At 52.9% G+C, this 18299-nt stretch carries 15 protein-coding genes and 1 pseudogene; 8 read left to right on the top strand and 8 right to left on the bottom strand.

Annotation, left to right across the window (positions count from 1 at the left end):
- Positions 1–21 precede the first annotated feature (21 nt).
- On the bottom strand, positions 22–258 hold the full coding sequence (gene yedF / locus ACE38U_RS01665; protein WP_016537040.1) for a sulfurtransferase-like selenium metabolism protein YedF: 237 nt from the start codon (positions 256–258) through the stop codon (positions 22–24).
- A pseudogene (gene yedE / locus ACE38U_RS01660) lies at positions 255–1502 on the bottom strand (selenium metabolism membrane protein YedE/FdhT); the annotation flags it as partial. The gene yedF and the pseudogene yedE, both read right to left, overlap by 4 nt.
- A gap of 162 nt (positions 1503–1664) precedes the next feature.
- Here yedE and yedD point away from each other — a divergent pair.
- Positions 1665–2090 carry a lipoprotein YedD gene (yedD, locus tag ACE38U_RS01655; protein WP_038481635.1) on the top strand — a complete coding sequence of 142 codons (426 nt, stop codon included), beginning with the start codon at positions 1665–1667 and terminating at the stop codon, positions 2088–2090.
- Between the two features lie 671 nt (positions 2091–2761).
- On the opposite strand, the gene amyA is transcribed toward yedD, so the two are convergent.
- The 4 genes from amyA to fliD form a co-directional block, all read right to left on the bottom strand.
- A complete protein-coding gene (gene amyA, locus ACE38U_RS01650) occupies positions 2762–4249 on the bottom strand; it encodes an alpha-amylase (RefSeq protein ID WP_375529033.1) in 1488 nt (495 codons plus the stop codon).
- Between the two features lie 69 nt (positions 4250–4318).
- Entirely contained in the window at positions 4319–4681 is a 363-nt protein-coding gene (gene fliT / locus ACE38U_RS01645) for a flagella biosynthesis regulatory protein FliT (protein ID WP_038481641.1), read from the bottom strand.
- Positions 4681–5091, bottom strand: coding sequence for a flagellar export chaperone FliS (gene fliS / locus ACE38U_RS01640; protein WP_038481644.1), 411 nt, complete (start codon positions 5089–5091; stop codon positions 4681–4683). The genes fliT and fliS overlap by 1 nt, the downstream gene beginning before the upstream one ends.
- 9 nt (positions 5092–5100) lie before the next feature.
- Positions 5101–6522, bottom strand: coding sequence for a flagellar filament capping protein FliD (fliD, locus tag ACE38U_RS01635; protein ID WP_375529032.1), 1422 nt, complete (start codon positions 6520–6522; stop codon positions 5101–5103).
- A gap of 400 nt (positions 6523–6922) precedes the next feature.
- On the opposite strand from fliD, the gene ACE38U_RS01630 reads away from it, so the two are divergent.
- From ACE38U_RS01630 to ACE38U_RS01615, 4 genes are all read left to right on the top strand, one after another.
- A complete protein-coding gene (locus ACE38U_RS01630) occupies positions 6923–7759 on the top strand; it encodes a flagellin N-terminal helical domain-containing protein (RefSeq protein WP_176983189.1) in 837 nt (278 codons plus the stop codon).
- 201 nt (positions 7760–7960) lie between these two features.
- A complete protein-coding gene (locus ACE38U_RS01625; RefSeq protein WP_375529031.1) occupies positions 7961–9388 on the top strand; it encodes a hypothetical protein in 1428 nt (475 codons plus the stop codon).
- 24 nt (positions 9389–9412) lie between these two features.
- On the top strand, positions 9413–12781 hold the full coding sequence (locus tag ACE38U_RS01620) for an O-linked N-acetylglucosamine transferase family protein (protein ID WP_375529030.1): 3369 nt from the start codon (positions 9413–9415) through the stop codon (positions 12779–12781).
- Between the two features lie 41 nt (positions 12782–12822).
- Positions 12823–13962: a DegT/DnrJ/EryC1/StrS family aminotransferase gene (locus ACE38U_RS01615; RefSeq protein WP_038481656.1), complete on the top strand. Its 1140-nt coding sequence runs from the start codon at positions 12823–12825 to the stop codon at positions 13960–13962.
- Between the two features lie 47 nt (positions 13963–14009).
- Here the strand turns inward: ACE38U_RS01615 and ACE38U_RS01610 are convergent, their stop codons facing one another.
- Positions 14010–14726 carry a class I SAM-dependent methyltransferase gene (locus ACE38U_RS01610; protein WP_038481659.1) on the bottom strand — a complete coding sequence of 239 codons (717 nt, stop codon included), beginning with the start codon at positions 14724–14726 and terminating at the stop codon, positions 14010–14012.
- Positions 14727–14736: 10 nt separating this feature from the next.
- Complete coding sequence (locus tag ACE38U_RS01605; protein ID WP_375529029.1) at positions 14737–15687, bottom strand: ATP-grasp domain-containing protein; 951 nt, start codon at positions 15685–15687, stop codon at positions 14737–14739.
- 392 nt (positions 15688–16079) lie between these two features.
- Here ACE38U_RS01605 and fliA point away from each other — a divergent pair, with 392 nt between their 5' ends.
- From fliA to tcyJ, 3 genes are all read left to right on the top strand, one after another.
- Positions 16080–16799 (top strand): RNA polymerase sigma factor FliA, encoded by a 720-nt coding sequence (fliA, locus tag ACE38U_RS01600; protein ID WP_008453816.1) that lies wholly within the window; start codon positions 16080–16082, stop codon positions 16797–16799.
- 38 nt (positions 16800–16837) lie between these two features.
- Positions 16838–17383 (top strand): flagella biosynthesis regulatory protein FliZ, encoded by a 546-nt coding sequence (gene fliZ, locus ACE38U_RS01595; protein WP_038481662.1) that lies wholly within the window; start codon positions 16838–16840, stop codon positions 17381–17383.
- An 85-nt stretch (positions 17384–17468) separates the two neighbouring features.
- On the top strand, positions 17469–18269 hold the full coding sequence (gene tcyJ / locus ACE38U_RS01590) for a cystine ABC transporter substrate-binding protein (RefSeq protein ID WP_038481665.1): 801 nt from the start codon (positions 17469–17471) through the stop codon (positions 18267–18269).
- Positions 18270–18299 lie beyond the last annotated feature (30 nt).

The raw sequence follows: 18299 nt of genomic DNA, 5'->3' as shown, positions 1-18299 counted from the left end.
AACTCTCTGCCCCTTGTATCATTAGCGCTGAATAAGATAGCGAATGGTCGGGCCATCCTGCTGAATATCCAGCACCGTGTAGCCGTGGTTTTTGGCGTCGAGAGGAATGTTGTTGATGGACTGCGGGCAGTCGCTCACCACTTCCAGAATCTCGCCTTTTTTTAGCTGAGGCATCGCTTCAAGCGTTGCAACCGCCGGGTAAGGACAGGGCTCGCCCACCATATCCAGACGATAGTCAGGCACGATGTTCTGGCTCATGCGGTTTCTCCTGTTGGGGTGTTGATAGCCTGGTTTTTACGGCGGAAGAAGCGTTTCTCCCAGCCGACGATCAGCAGATAAGCGACGAGCAGCATCAGGTAAGTCACCAGCAGCCCGCCCAGCGGCCCAAAGGTATTCAGCAGGTTGACCTTGTCCCAGCTGGTGGCCAACGCGGGGGAAATATCATCCCAGAACCAGGCCAGCAGCGTAGAGCCAATAACGTTGCCCAGGCCAACCCACCAGTAGTGCACCTGGCCTTCAACCGCGCGATACATCCAGCCGGTTTCACAGCCACCGGCCAGCACGATGCCAAAGCCAAACAGCAGGCCACCGATAACCGCATTCGGCCCTGCCCACATGATTTTGGCTTCCACGCCGAGCTGCACATAGCTGAAGATGCCAATCGCGCTGACCGCCATTCCCAGAATAATGGCTTTTGCCATGTGGGTACGCCCGGTTATCCACATATCGCGGAAGGCCGAGGTAAAGCAGATCTGCGCGCGTTCGATAAGCAGCCCAAAGCCGACGCCAAACAGCATAGCCAGGCCCAGCTTCGGCTGGTTGATGGCGGTTAAACCGCCCCAGCCCAGCATGCCGATAAACACCAGCATCCCCATGCGGAAGCGGCGCTTAGCGCGGTCTGGCTGCTGCGTCAGCGGTGAGGCAGCGGAAACTTTTTGCAGCTTAACCGGGATGCGGAACATCGGCAGCAGGGTGAAGCGAGCGCCAAACCAGCAGCCGATGGCGGTTGCCAGGGCGAAGAACCACGCGTGCAGCGAGAACTGAGGGATCCCGGTAAAGAAAGCCGCGAGGTTGCAGCCCATCGCAAGCCTTGCGCCAAAGCCGGCAATGATGCCGCCGAGCACCGCCTGAATGATGCGGATACGGTGCTGAGGCAGGCGCAGCTTAACGTTGTTGGCCCACAGCGCCGCCGCGAAGCAGCCGCCAAACATGCCGAGGATCATCATGCCGTCGATGCGGGTCAACGGGCTGCCGTCGAGGTGGATGAGCTTGTAGTAACCCCATTCTTCGGCGTGAACGCCCATCAGCTGTAGCAGCTGGCCGCCCCAGCGGGTGAATTCGCCGGTGACCGCCCAGAAGGTGCCGGTGATGCCGAAGTAGTAGGTGGAGAGGATCCCGGCCGCTATCACGGCGGGCATCGGTTTCCAGAAGGTAATGAGATATTGCTGTTTGAAGGAGTGCCAGGTCATTGTTTTCGCCTCTGAACTCAGAAGAACGTGCCGCCAGGAGCGGAAGAGGGCGCGATCATACGCCTATCTTTTTTGCTTAACAGGCTGAAAAGACGAAAAATCAATCTGGATCAATTTTTATGCCTCGGGAGGAAGTGCTGGCAGGCCCAGGGCTTTAATGCCAAAATTATTCTTTCTCCGCAGTCAGGATAGACGATGAAGAAGCTTTTAGTATTGGCGGCGCTGGTGGCACTGAGCGGCTGCGTCGAGGTTAGAGATTATGGGCAGGTGGTGCGTACCGAGGCACCGGCAGGCATGGCAGGCTACTGGCAGTCCAGCGGGCCGCAGAGCGAGCTGGTGAGCCCGGAGGCCATTGCCTCGCTGGTCGTCACGCCTGAAGGTGATACCCTTGATTGCCGCCAGTGGCAGCGGGTGATTGCGGTTCCGGGTAAGCTGACGCATTTATCTGGCGATCTGCGTAACGTGACCGTTAAGCGTGAAATTTACGGCATCGAGCGTAACGGGGATACGCTGGAATATGCGGGCATGACTTTGAAGCGCGTGGATCGTTTGACGACCGAGTGCGCTGATTACCTGGCGAAAAATCCTTTGGGTGGGAAGTTATCCAAAGAGAAAAAATAAGGCCCCTCACCCTAACCCTCTCCCCAAAGGGGCGAGGGGATTTTATTGTGCAAATGTTTAGTTATGATTTCATTCGCTCACTCTTTTTAGGCTGTCTTGTCGTTACAAATAACGATGATTATGTAGGGACGGCGCAAATTCCGTTCACTTCAAATACAACTTTATATGTAACCCCCGAACCGGTGAACGACTCGGGGTCGTCACCGGGGGCGATGAGAGCCGGGAGGCAATTCAACCCTCACCCCGGCCCTCTCCCAGAGGGAGAGGGGGAAAACAGACGATGGGGAACATTGTTTATTCCCTCTCCCAGAGGGAGAGGGTTAGGGTGAGGGTAAAAATAAGAAGCGAGGCACGGTTCCGGCTTAAATCGCCTCCGTTTTCTCTCCGACTGACCAGGGGCCGGGCGTCGGGAACGGCCGGAGGCTGAGAGCGTCGGGAACGCATCTCAGCCGACCCAGGACTGGGAGATAAAACGGAGGTCTGCCGCTTCAGCGGTCGATTTATTTGGCCGGGAGTCCGGGTTCTTAGGGGAGTGACGGTGACTCCCCTAAGACGTTCACCGGTACGGGAGCTACAGAAAACACTGGACAGGAAGTGAACGGAATCTTTATCCAGCGCCACATAATTGTGGCTATTAATGATTAATAGGCAATGCGCCAGGTGAAGCTAAATCACAACACATCCTCCAGCACCCAAACGCTGACGCTTCCACCGTTACAGGCAAAGGTTGCGCTCCCGCTTTTATCGGTATGCACCGTTTCTTCGCGGTTACCCAGGTAATCACGCCAGTTTTTTTCGCCGAAGTTTTCGCCTAATGTGACGGTTTTCTCGCCGTCATCACCGTTGGACATGATAACCACGCAGCCCGGCGCTTCTGCCGTGCCGCTGCGGCTAAAGCCAATGCAGTTAGGGTGATCGAACCACAAAGTCTGCACGCCGTGGGCAAAGCGCTCCCTGGCATGAATCAGGTCATCCAGTTGCTCAATGACCGGCATGTCGATGTGGTAGTTCTGGCCGTCTCCGCCTTCATCGTCGTAGCTCGCGCCGAACAGGTCAGGGTAGAACACCGACGGCACGCCGTTTTCACGCAGCAGGATCAGCGCATAGGCCAGCGGCTTAAACCAGGCCTCTACGGGGGCCTCAAGCGCCTGTAGCGGCTGCGTGTCGTGGTTAGCCACCAGCGTGACGGCGTGGAACGGATCGGCTTCAACCAGCGTACCGGTGAAAATCTGGCTCATGTCATAGTCGCGGCCAAGCCTCGATGCCTCATGGAATTTCATCTGCAGCGGGGCATCAAACAGCATCGTTTTGCCCTCGACCTGAGATATGTATTCCTGCAGTTTGTCCACTTCATGTGACCAGTATTCGGCCACGATAAACAGCGGCTGTTCCGCCACCTGCTGGACGTGCTCAATCCACTCTTTGTAAAACCAGGCGGGGATGTGTTTGACCGCATCCAGCCGGAAGCCGTTGCAGTGTGTTTGCTCCATGACCCAGCGTGCCCAGTACTTTAGCTCTTCGGTCACCGCGTGGTTGCGAAAGTCGATATTTTCGCCCATCAGGTAGTCGAAATTGCCCAGCTCGTCGTCAACCTGGTCGTTCCAGCCTTCGCCGGTGTAGTCGTTGATGATTTTAAAAATGCCGTCTTCGTCGGGGTTTTCAATGTGGTCTACGCCGTTAAAGCATTTGTAGTCCCAGATAAACTGCGAGTATTGCCCTACGCGGGCGGGGAAGGTGTAGCGCGTCCAGGCCTCACATTCTATGACCTCCGGCGAGATGTCGTTGCGGTTGTCTTCGTTGACCCTGTTGACGCGGATCCGCTCTTTTTCATCGGCGCCCATTTTGTGGTTGACGACGACGTCCAGCAGCACAGAGATATTGTTGTCCCGAAGGGCGTTTATCGCCGACAGCAGCTGGGTTTTATCCCCATACTTGGTAGGCACGCTGCCTTTTTGGTCGAATTCGCCGAGGTCGAAAAGATCGTAGCAGTCGTAGCCCACCGAATAGCCGCCAGCGCTGCCTTTATAGGCGGGAGGGAGCCAGACCATGTTGATGCCGATGTCGCTGAGGCTGGCCGCACGGTCTGCGACTTCTGACCAAAGCGTTCCGTCGCCGGGGGAATACCAGTGGAAAAACTGTAACAGGGTGGGGTTAGTCATCTCGTCCGTGCTCCAGAAGTCATTTAGCTGACCTCTGGAGTATGGAATAAGAAACGTGATTCAGCAGGTTTACTGATTCAAATCGCTCGGCATCAGGACGTTGCCGGAAAGAAATCCGTAGGTATTGTTCAGCGACTTTTGACGACCGCTTTGGTCAATAAGATCTCGTAACTCATTAAGCCTGCTATGAAGCAGCGTTTTGATCTGATTTTCATTAGTGAGAATCATATCGAGTAACGCCTTTGCTTCTTCCTGGCTTCTGTTGCTGGCCTGAGCGATGGGATTATTAGCAATCGCCTCCACCAGCTGTACGTACTTTACTTCTTGTTCAATCAACTCATCCCACTTTCCAGAATGAGCAAGGTCAAGCATGGTTTGACTGAGGGCATGAAGGGCATACCACTCATTTAGGGATGAGATGAAATCATTCATCAGATAGCATCCTGAAATGTAGAGGAAGAGGGGCCGATTTGTTTCCATGCATCTGCAATATTGGCGAGCAATTGCTCTACTTCGCTGATTGCGTCGGCATCATTACGCAAGTTAGCGTGCAGGAGACGCCGCACCATATAGTCATAAAGATTCGCAAGGTTACCGGGAAGTTCCCCTCCGATATCCATATTCAGACCTGCTTTTAGTCCGTTATCAATGATGTTAATGGCTTTGGAGAGCGCCTCTCCCTTTTGTGGCATTTGCCCCTGTTCCAGAAACAGGCGGGCTCGTACAAGGGCACTGAGTGCCCCGTCGAACAGCATGACCACGAGCTGGTGTGGACTGGCACTCATAACGGCGCTTTCCAGACCGACCTGTTGATAGGCTTGTACACCAGAACTCTTGTACATATTACATCCTTAACTTTTGTTGAACTGCTGCGCCAGGTAGTTCCCCGTATTGGTCATCTGGCTGACGAGGTTTGCCAGGGAAGTAAACTGAGCCTTATAGCGAGCCATGGTGGCGTCGATACTGTCGCTCATATCCTGTTTACGATCTGCTACAGTTTTCAATGTTGAGGTCAGGCCATCCTGCGCGTTTTTAATAACCCCGGCGTTGATGGAACTGGTGCTCAGCATGTTGTTCAGTTTGGTGTCCAGCTGGGTTGCAAAACCGGTGGTTTTGCCGTCACCCACGAAGTAGTTGATCACGCCCTGTGGGTTATCACTCAGCGCTTTAGTCAGCTTGGCGTCATCCACTTTCAGCGCGCTGGAGCCATCAGGTGCCAGCACCGGATCCTGGCTAATCCCTAGCTGCGCCATAATGCTGAAATCGCCGCCCTGAACCTGCGTCAGCATGCTGCGAATATCAGCCTGAATACCGCGAACGGTGCTGTCGCCGACCAGCGCGCCGTTGCTGCTATCCTGTGCCGCACCCGGCGTCACTTTCACATACTTGGTGACGGTCGCAATCGTTGACTGCAGGGTGTTATAGGCTTTTACCCAATCGTTAATGACTTTTTTGCTGGCATCGGTTGTGCGCGTCACGCTCAGCGTTTCGTCGGCGGTGCTTTTTGCTTTCAGGTTCAGGGTTACGCCTGGCATAGCATCGCTAATGGTATTGCTCTGACGCTCAATCACCACGCCGTTTACCGAGACTTTGGCATTTTGCGACGGCGTTTGCTCGCTCAACGCGCCAGATTTGGTGGCAGAGTTGTAGCCAATCACGCCCTGTAGCTGGTCGTCACCGGTGACGGTCACGGTCATATCTGAATTAGCGCCGGTGCTCTTGGACGTCAGCATCAAGCGGTAATCACCATCGGTGGCTTTAACGACAGAGGCTGAAACATTACCGTTGGCCCCATTGATTGCTTTTGCAATGCCGTTTAACGAGGTGTCACTGTCGGAAAGCGTCACGTTTAACGGGGTCGTCGTCCCTGGCTGCGTGATGGTAAGCGTACGCGTTCCGCCCGTCGTCGCCCCTTGCTGTGCAGTGTTGCTGGCGATACTGCCGGACATTAATACCTGGCCTTTCGCCAACTGCTGTACGTTAACCGTATAGTCAGAAAGAATGGCATCGCTGGTCGTCGTGGCACTGAATGCAGTGTTCGTGCTGCTCACGGACGTTGCCAGCAGGGCACCGCTTTTGGTCAGCGCTGCCGTCGCCGTTTCCAGACCCGATATCGCCGTTTTTAATTGACCAAAGGCACTAAACTGAGCTTGATAAGTTTTGGTCTGCGTATCAAAAATGGTTAATTTTGTCTGCTCTGCCGTATAAAGCTTATCGTAAGTGTCCTGGAGGTTCAGGGTCGTGCCTGCTCCAAGGCTAGAGATCGATGCCATTGATGTCTTCCTTTAAGTCGCTGGTAGTTTCATTAACTTATCGGCTGACTCGGTGAAAAGTTTACAGCCAGGTAAAAAAAATAATCAGCCGAATAGCAGGCCGTGGATCGGCCTTATATGACGATTGTCGGAAAAGACGCCTTCATTAATAGCGTGGCTGATGGGCCTTAGTGGCGCAAAGATATATTTTCGAACGGGCAATAAACGCATTATAAAAGTGTAGGGAAGGTGAGGTCAGGAACCAAGGGTGAAATTAATTTCTTTTTAATTCAATGGATTGAATTTTTTTTATCATTAAATCTAAAGTTGGAACAGAGGGCGTCGATAACCTTGTTGACGGTGAGAGACGCCGTGAGTGTTAGGCACCGAACCTAAACCCAATTTTTAAGGAATTAATACTATGTCCGTAATCAATACTAACCTGCTGTCCCTGACTACTCAGAACAACCTGAGCAAATCTCAGTCTTCACTGGGTACCGCTATCGAGCGTCTGTCTTCCGGTATGCGTATCAACAGCGCGAAAGACGATGCTGCTGGTCAGGCGATTGCCAACCGTATGACTTCCCAGGTTAAGGGTATGACTCAGGCGGCTCGTAACGCTAACGACGGTATCTCTCTGGTTCAGACCGCTGAAGGTAACCTGAACGAGATCAACACCAACTTACAGCGTATCCGTGAACTGTCCCTGCAGGCTGCTACCGATACCAACGGCACCACTGACCTGAAATCCATCCAGACTGAAATCACCCAGCGTCTGTCTGAAATCGACCGTATCTCTGGCGGTGCTTCTTTCAACGGCAAAAACCTGCTGGACGGTTCTGTCTCTACTGGTCTGAATATCCAGGTTGGCGCTAACACCACCTCTAACGATACCATCGTTATCGGCAGCGACTCTCTGATCAACGCCTCTTCCGCTAGCCTGAGCGCTGGCCTGAGCACCGCGATCACCGACCACTCAACTGCACAGGCTGTTGTTTCTGCTGCTGATGCTGCTATCGCGAAAATCGATACCGCACGTTCTAACATGGGTGCGATTCAGAACCGTTTCGAATCCACTATCAACAACCTGAACAACTCCATCACCAACCTGTCTGCTGCTCAGTCCCGTATCCAGGACGCTGACTACGCGACCGAAGTATCCAACATGAGCCGTGCGCAGATCCTGCAGCAGGCTGGTACTTCCGTACTGTCTCAGGCAAACCAGGTTCCACAGGCAATGCTGTCCCTGCTGCGTTAATTTCGCAGGCCGCTACAAGAAAGGTTGCTGGAAACAGCAGCCTTTTTTTTGTTTTTGTCGAAAATAGCGGGCAGCAGGGCTTTTTTAATATGAAGGATAAGGCGTTAATTTCGGTTTTGTTCAGCGCATTATGCCTACTGCTCGAGTGCTAGCATCAGACAATCACCCGTCTGGCAAAATAGTGCAATCTAAAGGACAGTTATGAACAGTTTCTCCCGCACTCGGGCCCTGCATCAATATTACCGCGATCTGTTTACCCGTGCGATTTACCTGCCTGAAGCCGATGCTTTACCCGCGTGGCTGGTGACGGAAGTCCTGAATTTTGCCAATTCTGATTTTGCCGCTCTCGAAGATAAATTAAACCAGGCACAGACCGGACTTAACCCAGAAAAAGACAGAGCGCTCAAGCTGATGACGGGGGCGATTATTCTGGCCAATGCGGCGCTCTACAAACGGCCTGGAGAAAAGTCTACGGCGGTTGAAGCGGCGAATGTTGAAAAAATAACGCAATTTATCGTTGAGGCACTGAAGCTCGACGGGAATAAAAACTATCTGGTTGCAGCCGTTCAAATTCTATTTCGTATTAATGAAATCAATTCTACCGTTTTCCTTATTTCTAATAATCTTTCCGAGCTCAGTGAATCACCGGTCGCGTTAAAAATCTTATTGCTTATCTGTCTGATGGAAGAAGATTTTAATCAGGCTTATGTCATTATTCAGCAGCTTACCGAGAATATGGCGCTGATAGGCGAAGATCCTATGGCGCTGCTGATGGTCGTCACGACTATCTACAAACTGGGCGGCCGCCCGGATTCCTTTATCGATTTTAGCCCGTTAGCCGTGCACGACTGGCAGCCTGACGCTGGCCGCTATAGCTGGTTAATTGAGCCGGCAAACAATCATAAAACGACCGTGCTGGTTGGGTGTGATAAAGCCTATTTTACCGCCCATGGCCTGCCGCTGCTGCTCTCCCTCTTCGACACCAATCGCAACGAGCTCAACGTTCATTTCCATATTTATAACTGCGATGCTGGCCTGGCGCAGCAAATTGCTTCGCTCCACGAGGCGATGCCCGAGCTGGCTATTTCCTTAAGCAGCGAGACGTTTAATCCAGGCGCGGCCGACAGAGCACACTTCGCCAGCCGTCGGCTGGTCTTTTTGTCACATGCGCTGGAAAAACTGACTTCTCCTGTGCTGTTGCTCGACGCCGATAGCCTCGTCAGAAAGTCGTGGGCAGAGGTGAAGGGGCAGTTAGACGCCAAAGATTTGCTGCTGACCTGGGATGACAGGGCGCCGTTCTGGGAATCAATTCTGGCGGCATGTCTCTATTGTGAAGGGGGCGAGCTGTCGACGAAATACCTGGCAGCCGTTGCCCGGTTTATCGATCTCAATTTGCAAAACAACAACGCCGAATGGTTCCTCGATCAGGTGGCGCTGGCCGTCGTAGAAAATGAGCTTAGCGCGCTGGACAAAATGGCAATAGGCCGCGTTCAGGTGGACACGCTGGTGGATGCGGAACACGGCGAGAATGCATTTAGCTGGGTGCTGAGTCGCTCCGATGCCGAGAGCGAAGAGTATCGTCGATACAAAGCGTCGCTGTTGGAAAAGTACCGCGCGTTAATCGGTTGAGTCAGAGTTTAATTTCTCAAAATAATGGATAAGCGTAACGTGAGTCAGTATTACCCGGATCATCGTATTTCGCCCGCGGCTATTCAGGCTGCAGCCTCTCTCTACCATCTGTCCACGGTGGGGCCCGAGTGTGCCCGCATCCTTGAAATAGGGTGCGGTGAGGGAATGAGCATTGCGGCCCACGCGCTGGCGTACCCGGAAAGTCAGGTGATAGGGATTGATATTGATGAAAGCCTTATTGCCGCCGGACAGCGCCATACCCAGGCATTGGGGCTGAGTAATATTGAGCTGTTCACCTCCGGGCTGGGCGATATCCTTGGCATCGAGGGCGGGGAATTTGACTACATCCTGGTGCGCGGCGTTTTCTCTTTACTCGGCAGTCAGGAGCGAGAAGCGCTTTTGCTGTGGTGTCGGCAAAACCTGTCTGCATCCGGCGTTATCTGCCTGCACTGGTATCCTTCCACCGGTGACCACGAGACGGCGGCTATCCGCGATGCTCTTAGCTACCATGCTGCGCGTGATGGCAATAGCGATCCTGAAGCACAGGTTAATGCTGCGCGCGGCATGCTGAGCTATCTGGCGATGATCCTGCCGGAAGGCATGCTTAAAGCCCGGATTGAAGAAGCTGAGAAAGAGAGCGACCTCTCCCTGACCCTGCGCTATCTCTCTCCTGGCACGGCATCCCTGTCGTTTAGCGAATTTTGCCATCAGGCCAGCGAGCTGGGATTGAGCTATGTCGGCGATGCGGTGCCTCAGTATGAGTTGCCGCATTCCTATGGTGAAAAAGTGGCGGCGTTACACGCCCTGGTTGCCGGGCAGCAACGCATTGCCGCCCAGCAATATCTGGACTTTGCGGTATCGCGCCGCGAACGCTTCAGCCTGCTTAGCGCGACCAGCGCAGAGCAACATTTCCCGGCATTACCGGACAGCTCTCGCCTCGACGCGCTTTATTGGGCCGGGAACTTTAGCCGCAAAATGAACGAGCACGGCAATATATTGAACGGCCATGTTGGCGGCAATGGGCAGCTGTCGAGCAGCGAAAACCCGGTGACTTTACGTGTGCTGGATGTGCTGGGGGCCGCCTGGCCATTCAGCCTGAGCTTTGAACAACTGGTCATTAACTGTCGTCAGCCGGAAGATAACGCTGACGTTCGGGCAGCGGTGCTGAAAGTGCTGGAAGACTTGTTTGTTATTCAGCCTTCCGGCCTGTACTGGAGCTGCACTCCGCAGGCGTACGATCGGGCTGAGAATGACACGTTGGAGGCTATTTCCCCGCTTAAAAACGGTGAGTCTGAAGGGAATGCCCCGCAGATATTTCAGAACCTCCGGGGAGAGGAGTTCTCTCTGACGCCCGAAGAATGGCGCTACTTGCAACAGGGTTTGACCGGCGTGGATGCGCAAGCGTGGCAGTGTTTTATGTCACTGCGTAATAAAGGCGCGCTGACGGGCACCTCGATGGCATGGAAAAAGCAGTACCAGCTTTTTTTACGTACGGGAAATAGACAATTTTTGCTGCCGCTGTTGAACACTTTGCTGCTGCTTAGCGTTTCGGAACAGCGGGGAGGCTTGCTCAGCAAAGACGTGAATGACTTACCCCAGCGTGAATCAGAGGGTGGGGAAGATATTTATGACCGGATTAACCATTTAATTGGTGAGAAAAAGATTCAGAATGCAAAAACGCTGGCTGAGCAACTGCTGAAAGAGAACCCGGAAGATATTGCCGCGCTTCGCTGCTATTCGCGAACCCTCGTGTTATCCAATCGCTGGGAAGAGGCCATTGAGGTTCTTTGCCGCCTGATGGGGCACTATTTCTCAAGTCTGGATATTTATTACGACCTGGCGACAGGCTTACAGAAAACAAACAAGCATTATTACGCCATTACCCTCTTGCAGGGCCTGCTGAGGCTGGAAGATAACAACGTTAATTTTTGGCATAGCCTGGCCTACTCTTATTACCAACTGGGCGAAATGTCGCTGGCGGAAAAATGTTCTCGCGCCTCGCTGCGCAGCGAGGGGGTAAAGGCAATTCACTATGCCACCATGGGTGTGATTCTCAGCGACAGTCAAAAACTCGATGAGGCGGCCTGGTTCCTTAACAAAGCCATAGAGCTTGATCCGAGCCATTTTGATTACTTTACCGCGCTGCTTTTTGCCATGACCCACGATCATAAGGTGACGGCAGAGCAGCTCTTCCAGAAACACCAGCAGTACGGTGAGGCGGTGGGGAAATGGGCTAAAGACTGTAATCTACAGCTGCCATACCGTGGCAAAAAAGATCCTGATAAAAAACTGCGCGTGGGCTTTGTTTCCGGGGACTTACGTAAACATCCTGTGAGCCACTTCTTAGAGCCGTTCTGGGATGGGCTGGACAGAGAACATTTTGAGCTTGTGGGCTACAGCGTCTCTTATGTCCATGACGAGGTCACCGACCATCTTGCAGCTGGCTCGGTGCTGTGGCGACAGGTGGACAGGTTAAGTAACCAGCAGCTTGCCGAGCAAATTTATCAGGACGGGATTGATATCTTGTTCGATCTTTCCGGGCATACCTCAGACAACCGGCTACCGGCGTTTGCGCTGCGCCCGGCCCCGGTGCAAATCTCCTGGATTGGTTACCCTGGGACGACCGGTTTAAGCACGATGGATTACCGCATTGTGACCGCGACCCTGGCTGAGCCAGCCGATCTTGAACAGCAGCTGACCGAAAGCATCATGTTTATTGAGATGCGTAAGTTCTTTGAGCCCGATCCGCAAAGTCCTGATATTGCGCCACTCCCGGCGCTTAAAAATGGCTATCTGACCTTCGGCAGCTTCAATCGTCCTAAAAAAATCAACGATGAAGTGCTTAGGGTCTGGGCCACTATTCTGACGCAGTGTCCTGACGCCAAATTTATTATCGGTTTTATGAACGATGAAAAAATGGTGGCCGGGATGACGAGGAAGCTCGAACGGCTGGGTATTGACCCGTCGCGCCTGATTTTCAAGAAAAGAGCGCCGTTGCTCGATTATCTGGCCTACCACCATGAAATAGACATTTTGCTTGATGCGTTTCCTTATTCTGGCGGCACCACAAGCAACCATGCCTGCTGGATGGGCGTGCCGACGCTGACGCTCTGTGGCGCAACGATGGCTGCCCGTCAGGGCGTCGATATTATGCGTATTCATGGGCTGGAGGAGTTTATTGCCTACGGCGAAGAGGATTACATCCGGAAGGCATTGAGCTGGCAAGACCGGGTCGCCGAACTCAGTGAAATACGTCTGACGATGCGTGACAGAATGCCGACGGAAACCGCGGATGGCTTTAACGTCGCGGACACCTTTGGGCGAGCGTTGCGGGAAGCATGGCGAATTTACTGTGCCGGTGAAGCACGCCGGACGTTCACCGTATTGGAATAAGGCGCGGGTGCGCGCCAACTGGTTTCACACCGAGGTGTACTATGAAAAATATTTTTGTCACCAGCCCTCTGCTCCCGCCGCTTGAGGAGTTTATTCCTTACCTGGAGCAAATCTGGGGAAATAAATACCTGACTAACAACGGGCCTTTTCATCAGCAGCTTGAGCAGGCGCTAGCCGATTATCTGGGTGTAAAACACCTTTCGCTGTTCTCAAACGGCACGCTGGCGCTGCTCACGGCGTTTCAGACGCTGCGATTGAGCGGGGAAGTCATTACCACGCCTTACTCCTTTGTCGCCACCTCGCACAGCCTTTTGTGGAACGGCCTGACGCCGGTATTTGCCGATATAAATCCGCAGACTTTTAATATCAACGCCGACAGCATTGAAGCACTGATCACGCCACAAACCAGCGCCATTATGCCGGTGCATTGTTATGGCATTCCTTGCGAAGTGGATAAAATTCAGCGTATCGCCGATACCTACGGGCTGAAGGTCATTTATGATGCCGCCCACGCGTTTGGCGTCAAGCAGAACGGCAGCAGCATTCTGAACTGCGGCGATCTTTCGATCCTGAGTTTCCACGCCACCAAGGTGTTCAATACCATTGAGGGCGGGGCGATAATTTGCCCGGATGCCAGAACCAAAAAACGCATCGACTATCTGAAAAACTTTGGTTTTGCTGATGAAACCACGGTGATAGCGCCGGGAATCAACGCCAAAATGAATGAAGTTCAGGCGGCCTTTGGTCTGCTGCAGCTGCAGCATATTGATGCGGCGTTAGCGGCTCGGGCGGCTATCTATCAGCGCTATTGTGAAGGTCTGGCAGACATTCCAGGCATCGAACTTTACACCCCAGAGGGCGATTTCGAGTGGAATCATGCTTATTACCCGATCCTGGTCGATGCGCGCTTCCCTATTGCCCGTGACGCGCTTTATGACGCGCTGAAAGAAGAGGGGATCTATTCTCGGCGCTATTTCTATCCGCTCATCAGCTCCTTCGCCATGTACCGCCATCTGCCTTCTTCCGCGCCGGAGCATTTACCCGTGGCCAACGAGATTGCGCAAAAGGTACTTTGCCTGCCGATTTTCCCGGACATGAGCGAGGAGGAACAGCAGAGAGTTATTGCCGCAGTGCGCAGAATTGGTCTGCCTCTGAAGGTAAAGGGGTCTGCTGCGGCTTAATGGTGTAGGGAAGGTTAAAGGGCTTTGTCAAAAGCCCTTTTTTACGATCAAAGTTCAGCGATACACATCAGGCGTTCACTGCGCGCTAAATAGCGATGTCCGCAGAGTTTAAACATGCTGTTAATTAGCAGAGGGTTGTGCAGACCGTGACGGATAAGCCAGTCTTCATGCGTTTTCTTGCCTTTACCCACCGGAATAATCGTCACTTTCCTGGCGACCTTGCCGAGGATCTCCTGCATCTGGTCGACGGTAAAGAAGCGAATATTAAACAGCGAGTCGCTTTCTTTTTTCGAGTTAAAGTAATTAACGAACGGCTGATTATGGGCGTTATGCACGGTAACGATCATGCGGCCTTTGGTGATGCGAGCCTGCTCAATCGCCATTTTCTGGATGTCTTCGTCTGAGAACAGCACCCAGAACCCGTTGTGGTAGGTCAGGTCAAAATGCTTATCCGGATATTGCAGATTGAAGGCATTCATCACGGAAAAACGGTCCTGCAGCGATGGATAGAGCTTTTTCGCCAGGCTTACTGATTCAGGTGAAAAGTCTATGCCGTGGCCTTCCACGCCTCGTTTGGTCAACTGGACGATGTCGCGAAAGCTTCCGGCGGCAATCTCCAGAACCCGTTTTTCACCGCTCTTTCTGACCGCGTCGATATAGTAGGCGTGGCGGATATCATTTTGATAATGGTCAAAAATACCCTGCCATTTATTGTCCCAGTCCTCGGCAGTGATCAGTTTTGCAGGCTCGGTAGTTTGGCTCATTTCTCTATCCTTAACTTGAATGCTCGGCGACATAGTGGCGAGTAAAAATGGCATTTTGCACCACGGTGGAGGGCTGAACAGGCCGCCCGGTGAAGCAATGAAGATGGTTAATAATCATGTCGTAGCCAGCCATGACGGAAAACTCCACGCCGGCGGAGAAACGAGGATTAATATCCATCAGATAATCCCCCGTCGCATGGCGCATAAACTCAATATTGATGCAGCCGTTCAGGTCGAGCAGGCGGGCGACCTCGGTGGCTTTGGCTACTAATGCCTCATCGGCGACCATTTCTACGGTCAATCCTGCCCCGTTGGCGGTGCGCAGCAGCTCTTTACGGGCAACCGCAGCGCACTCGCCGCTGGCCTGACTACGCACCAGATCGATGACATGTACCTCGCCCGGCAGAAAAGGCTGAACAATCCACTCTTTGCCTGGAAGGCGATGCTGCAGTTCCAGAAATTCGCTTTCAGTCTCAATACGGCGCTGGCCTTCGCTACTGCGGCCGTCACGACGTTTCAGCATTACCGGAAAATGCAAGCCCTGTAGCGGGACGTCAGCCAGCAGGAAGGTTGGAAGAGGCTGAATATCAGCAGACAGAGATAACTTTTGGCTCCAGCTAAACTTATCCCGGGCAAGCGACACGGATTTCGCTGACATCAACGCCAGCGTTGATGAGGGGATTAATTTATCGCGATGTAAGGAGAGCGTGTCCACTTCAACATCGGTGAGCGGAATAATCAGGTCTATTTTGTGGCGATCGCACAGTGCATTGATGCTTGCAAGATAGGCGGTAGGATTATCCGCTCGGGGAACCTGGCTAAAATCATCCACCAGGCGTGAAGCGTAAAGCCATTCAGCAGGATAAATATCGCACCCAAATACGCCATGATTCGCTCGCCGGAGCGCTGCAATTACGGCTTTAGCCGACATTGAGCCGATGGCCGTAATTAAAATATTCATGGTCGTGACCTGCCTTGTCATCGATGCGGTTCACCCGAGAGGGTGACCTGTCGTCGCGGTATTGTAACAATATGGATATTTACCACTTTAAGATAAAAATAGCCGGACTCAGGCACTGAATAACAGGGCTTTTTACACCCTTTTTACGCGATAGATTCTTCGGCTTTATTAAAGAAGTCCCGCTATAGTATCTGGCGTTAATATTTAACAACCAATTGATACTTTTAAGTAAGCCTGAACATGATTTGCCATCGTTAATGGTTAAAATCCTGGGGGCTTATTCTGCTGTAACCTCCAAATAACCCCCCATTTCACCCACTATTCATCCGATTAAAACCCCTGCAGAAACGGATAATCATGCCGATAACTCAACTAACGCAGGGCTGTTTATCGTGAATTCACTGTATACCGCTGAAGGTGTAATGGATAAACACTCGCTGTGGCAGCGTTATGTACCGCTTGTGCGTCACGAAGCATTGCGCCTGCAGGTACGTCTGCCGGCGAGTGTGGAGCTCGACGATCTGCTACAGGCAGGCGGCATCGGGTTGTTGAATGCAGTCGAACGTTACGATGCCCTGCAGGGAACGGCATTTACTACCTACGCGGTGCAGCGCATCCGTGGGGCGATGCTTGATGAGTTGCGCAGCCGTGATTGGGTGCCGCGAAGCGTCAGGCGTAACGCTCGCGGTGTGGCACAGGCGATTGGTCAACTGGAGCAAGAGCTGGGGCGTAACGCTACCGAGACGGAAGTCGCGGAGCGGCTGGACATCCCGCTCGAAGAGTATCGCCAGATGTTGCTCGACACCAATAACAGCCAGCTCTTCTCTTATGATGAGTGGCGTGAAGAGCACGGCGATAGTATTGAACTGGTCACCGAGGAACACCAGCAGGCAAACCCGCTACAGCAGTTACTGGACAGTAATCTGCGCCAGCGCGTGATGGAAGCCATTGAAGCTTTACCTGAACGCGAGCAACTGGTGCTGACGCTTTATTACCAGGAAGAGCTGAATCTCAAAGAGATTGGGGCGGTGCTTGATGTGGGTGAGTCGCGAGTCAGCCAGTTGCATAGCCAGGCGATCAAGCGTTTGCGCACCAAGCTGGGTAAGTTGTAGGGAGTGCCGCACAATTATCTGACGACCTGGGAATTATCATGACGGTGCAGCAGTCAAAAAGACGGCCATTAAGCCGCTATCTCAAAGATTTCAAACACACCCAGACACATTGTGCCCATTGCAGTAAGCTGCTCGACCGCATCACGCTCACGCGCAGCGGGGTCATTATCAATAAGGCCACCATCGCTCAGCTTGATACGCTTATTGATGAAGCCACCTGGCTTATCGAGCAGAAAGAGTGGATGGCGCTGTGTCGTTTTTGCGGTGATTTGCACTGCAAAGAACAAAACAACTACTTCGATATTATTGGCTTCAAACAGTATCTGTTTGAGCAGACCGAAATGAGCCACGGGACGATTCGCGAATATGTGGTTCGTCTGCGCCGGCTTGGTAACCATCTGAGCGAGCATAAAGTTCCGCTTCCCGGCTCGCTGCAGGGCCTGCTGGATGAGACGCTGGACGCCTGGCTGCCCCGCACCAGCACCAACAATTACCGCATTGCACTAAGAAAATATTGGCAATTCCAGGTGCAGGGACATGCGATCCCGCGTCAGGAAATTAGCGCAACCTCCGATATATACTAAATTTGCATAAGTTGTAGCGGACTGGTTTTGATATATTCCGGACCTGCCCGCTACACTACAAAAAATGTAAATATTCGGGGTAAACATGAAACTAACAATGATGGGACGCCAGGCGCTGATGGGCGTGCTGGCCGTAGCGCTGGTGGCCGGTGCGAGCGTCAAAACCTTCGCGGCTGAAAATCTTCTTAATAAAGTGAAAGAGCGCGGCACGCTGCTGGTTGGGCTGGAAGGAACCTATCCTCCGTTCAGCTTCCAGGGAGATGACGGCAAGCTGACCGGCTTTGAAGTTGAATTTGCCGAGCAGCTGGCCCAGCATCTTGGCGTCAAAGCGGCGCTGAAGCCGACCAAGTGGGACGGCATGCTGGCTTCTTTAGACTCTAAACGTATCGACGTGGTGATAAACCAGGTCACCATCTCCGACGAACGTAAGAAAAAATACGACTTCTCTACCCCTTACACCATCTCCGGTATTCAGGCGCTGGTGAAAAAAGGTAACGAAGGCAGCATTAAAACCGCGGCCGATCTGAAGGGCAAAAAAGTGGGCGTGGGTCTCGGGACTAACTACGAGCAGTGGCTGCGCGAAAACGTGCCGGGCGTAGATATTCGTACCTATGACGATGACCCAACCAAATATCAGGATCTGCGCGTGGGCCGTATTGATGCGATCCTGGTCGATCGTCTGGCCGCGCTGGATCTGGTGAAGAAAACGAAAGACACGCTGGCGGTAGCGGGCGATGCGTTCTCCCGTCAGGAAGCTGGCGTTGCCGTGCGTAAAGGCAACGAGGATCTGCTGCAGGCCATCGACGCGGCTATCGCCGGGATGCAGAAAGACGGTTCTCTGGCGAAGCTTTCCGACAAGTGGTTTGGCGCGGACGTAACCAAATAACGCTCTATCACGGTGAAAAAGGTGCTGATT

The sequence above is a fragment of the Cedecea selenatireducens genome (assembly GCF_042138895.1).
GTDB classification, from domain to species: Bacteria; Pseudomonadota; Gammaproteobacteria; order Enterobacterales; family Enterobacteriaceae; genus Cedecea; species Cedecea selenatireducens.
The sequence above is the reverse complement of the archived record's forward strand: the minus strand, read 5'-3'. Positions and strand labels throughout refer to the sequence as shown.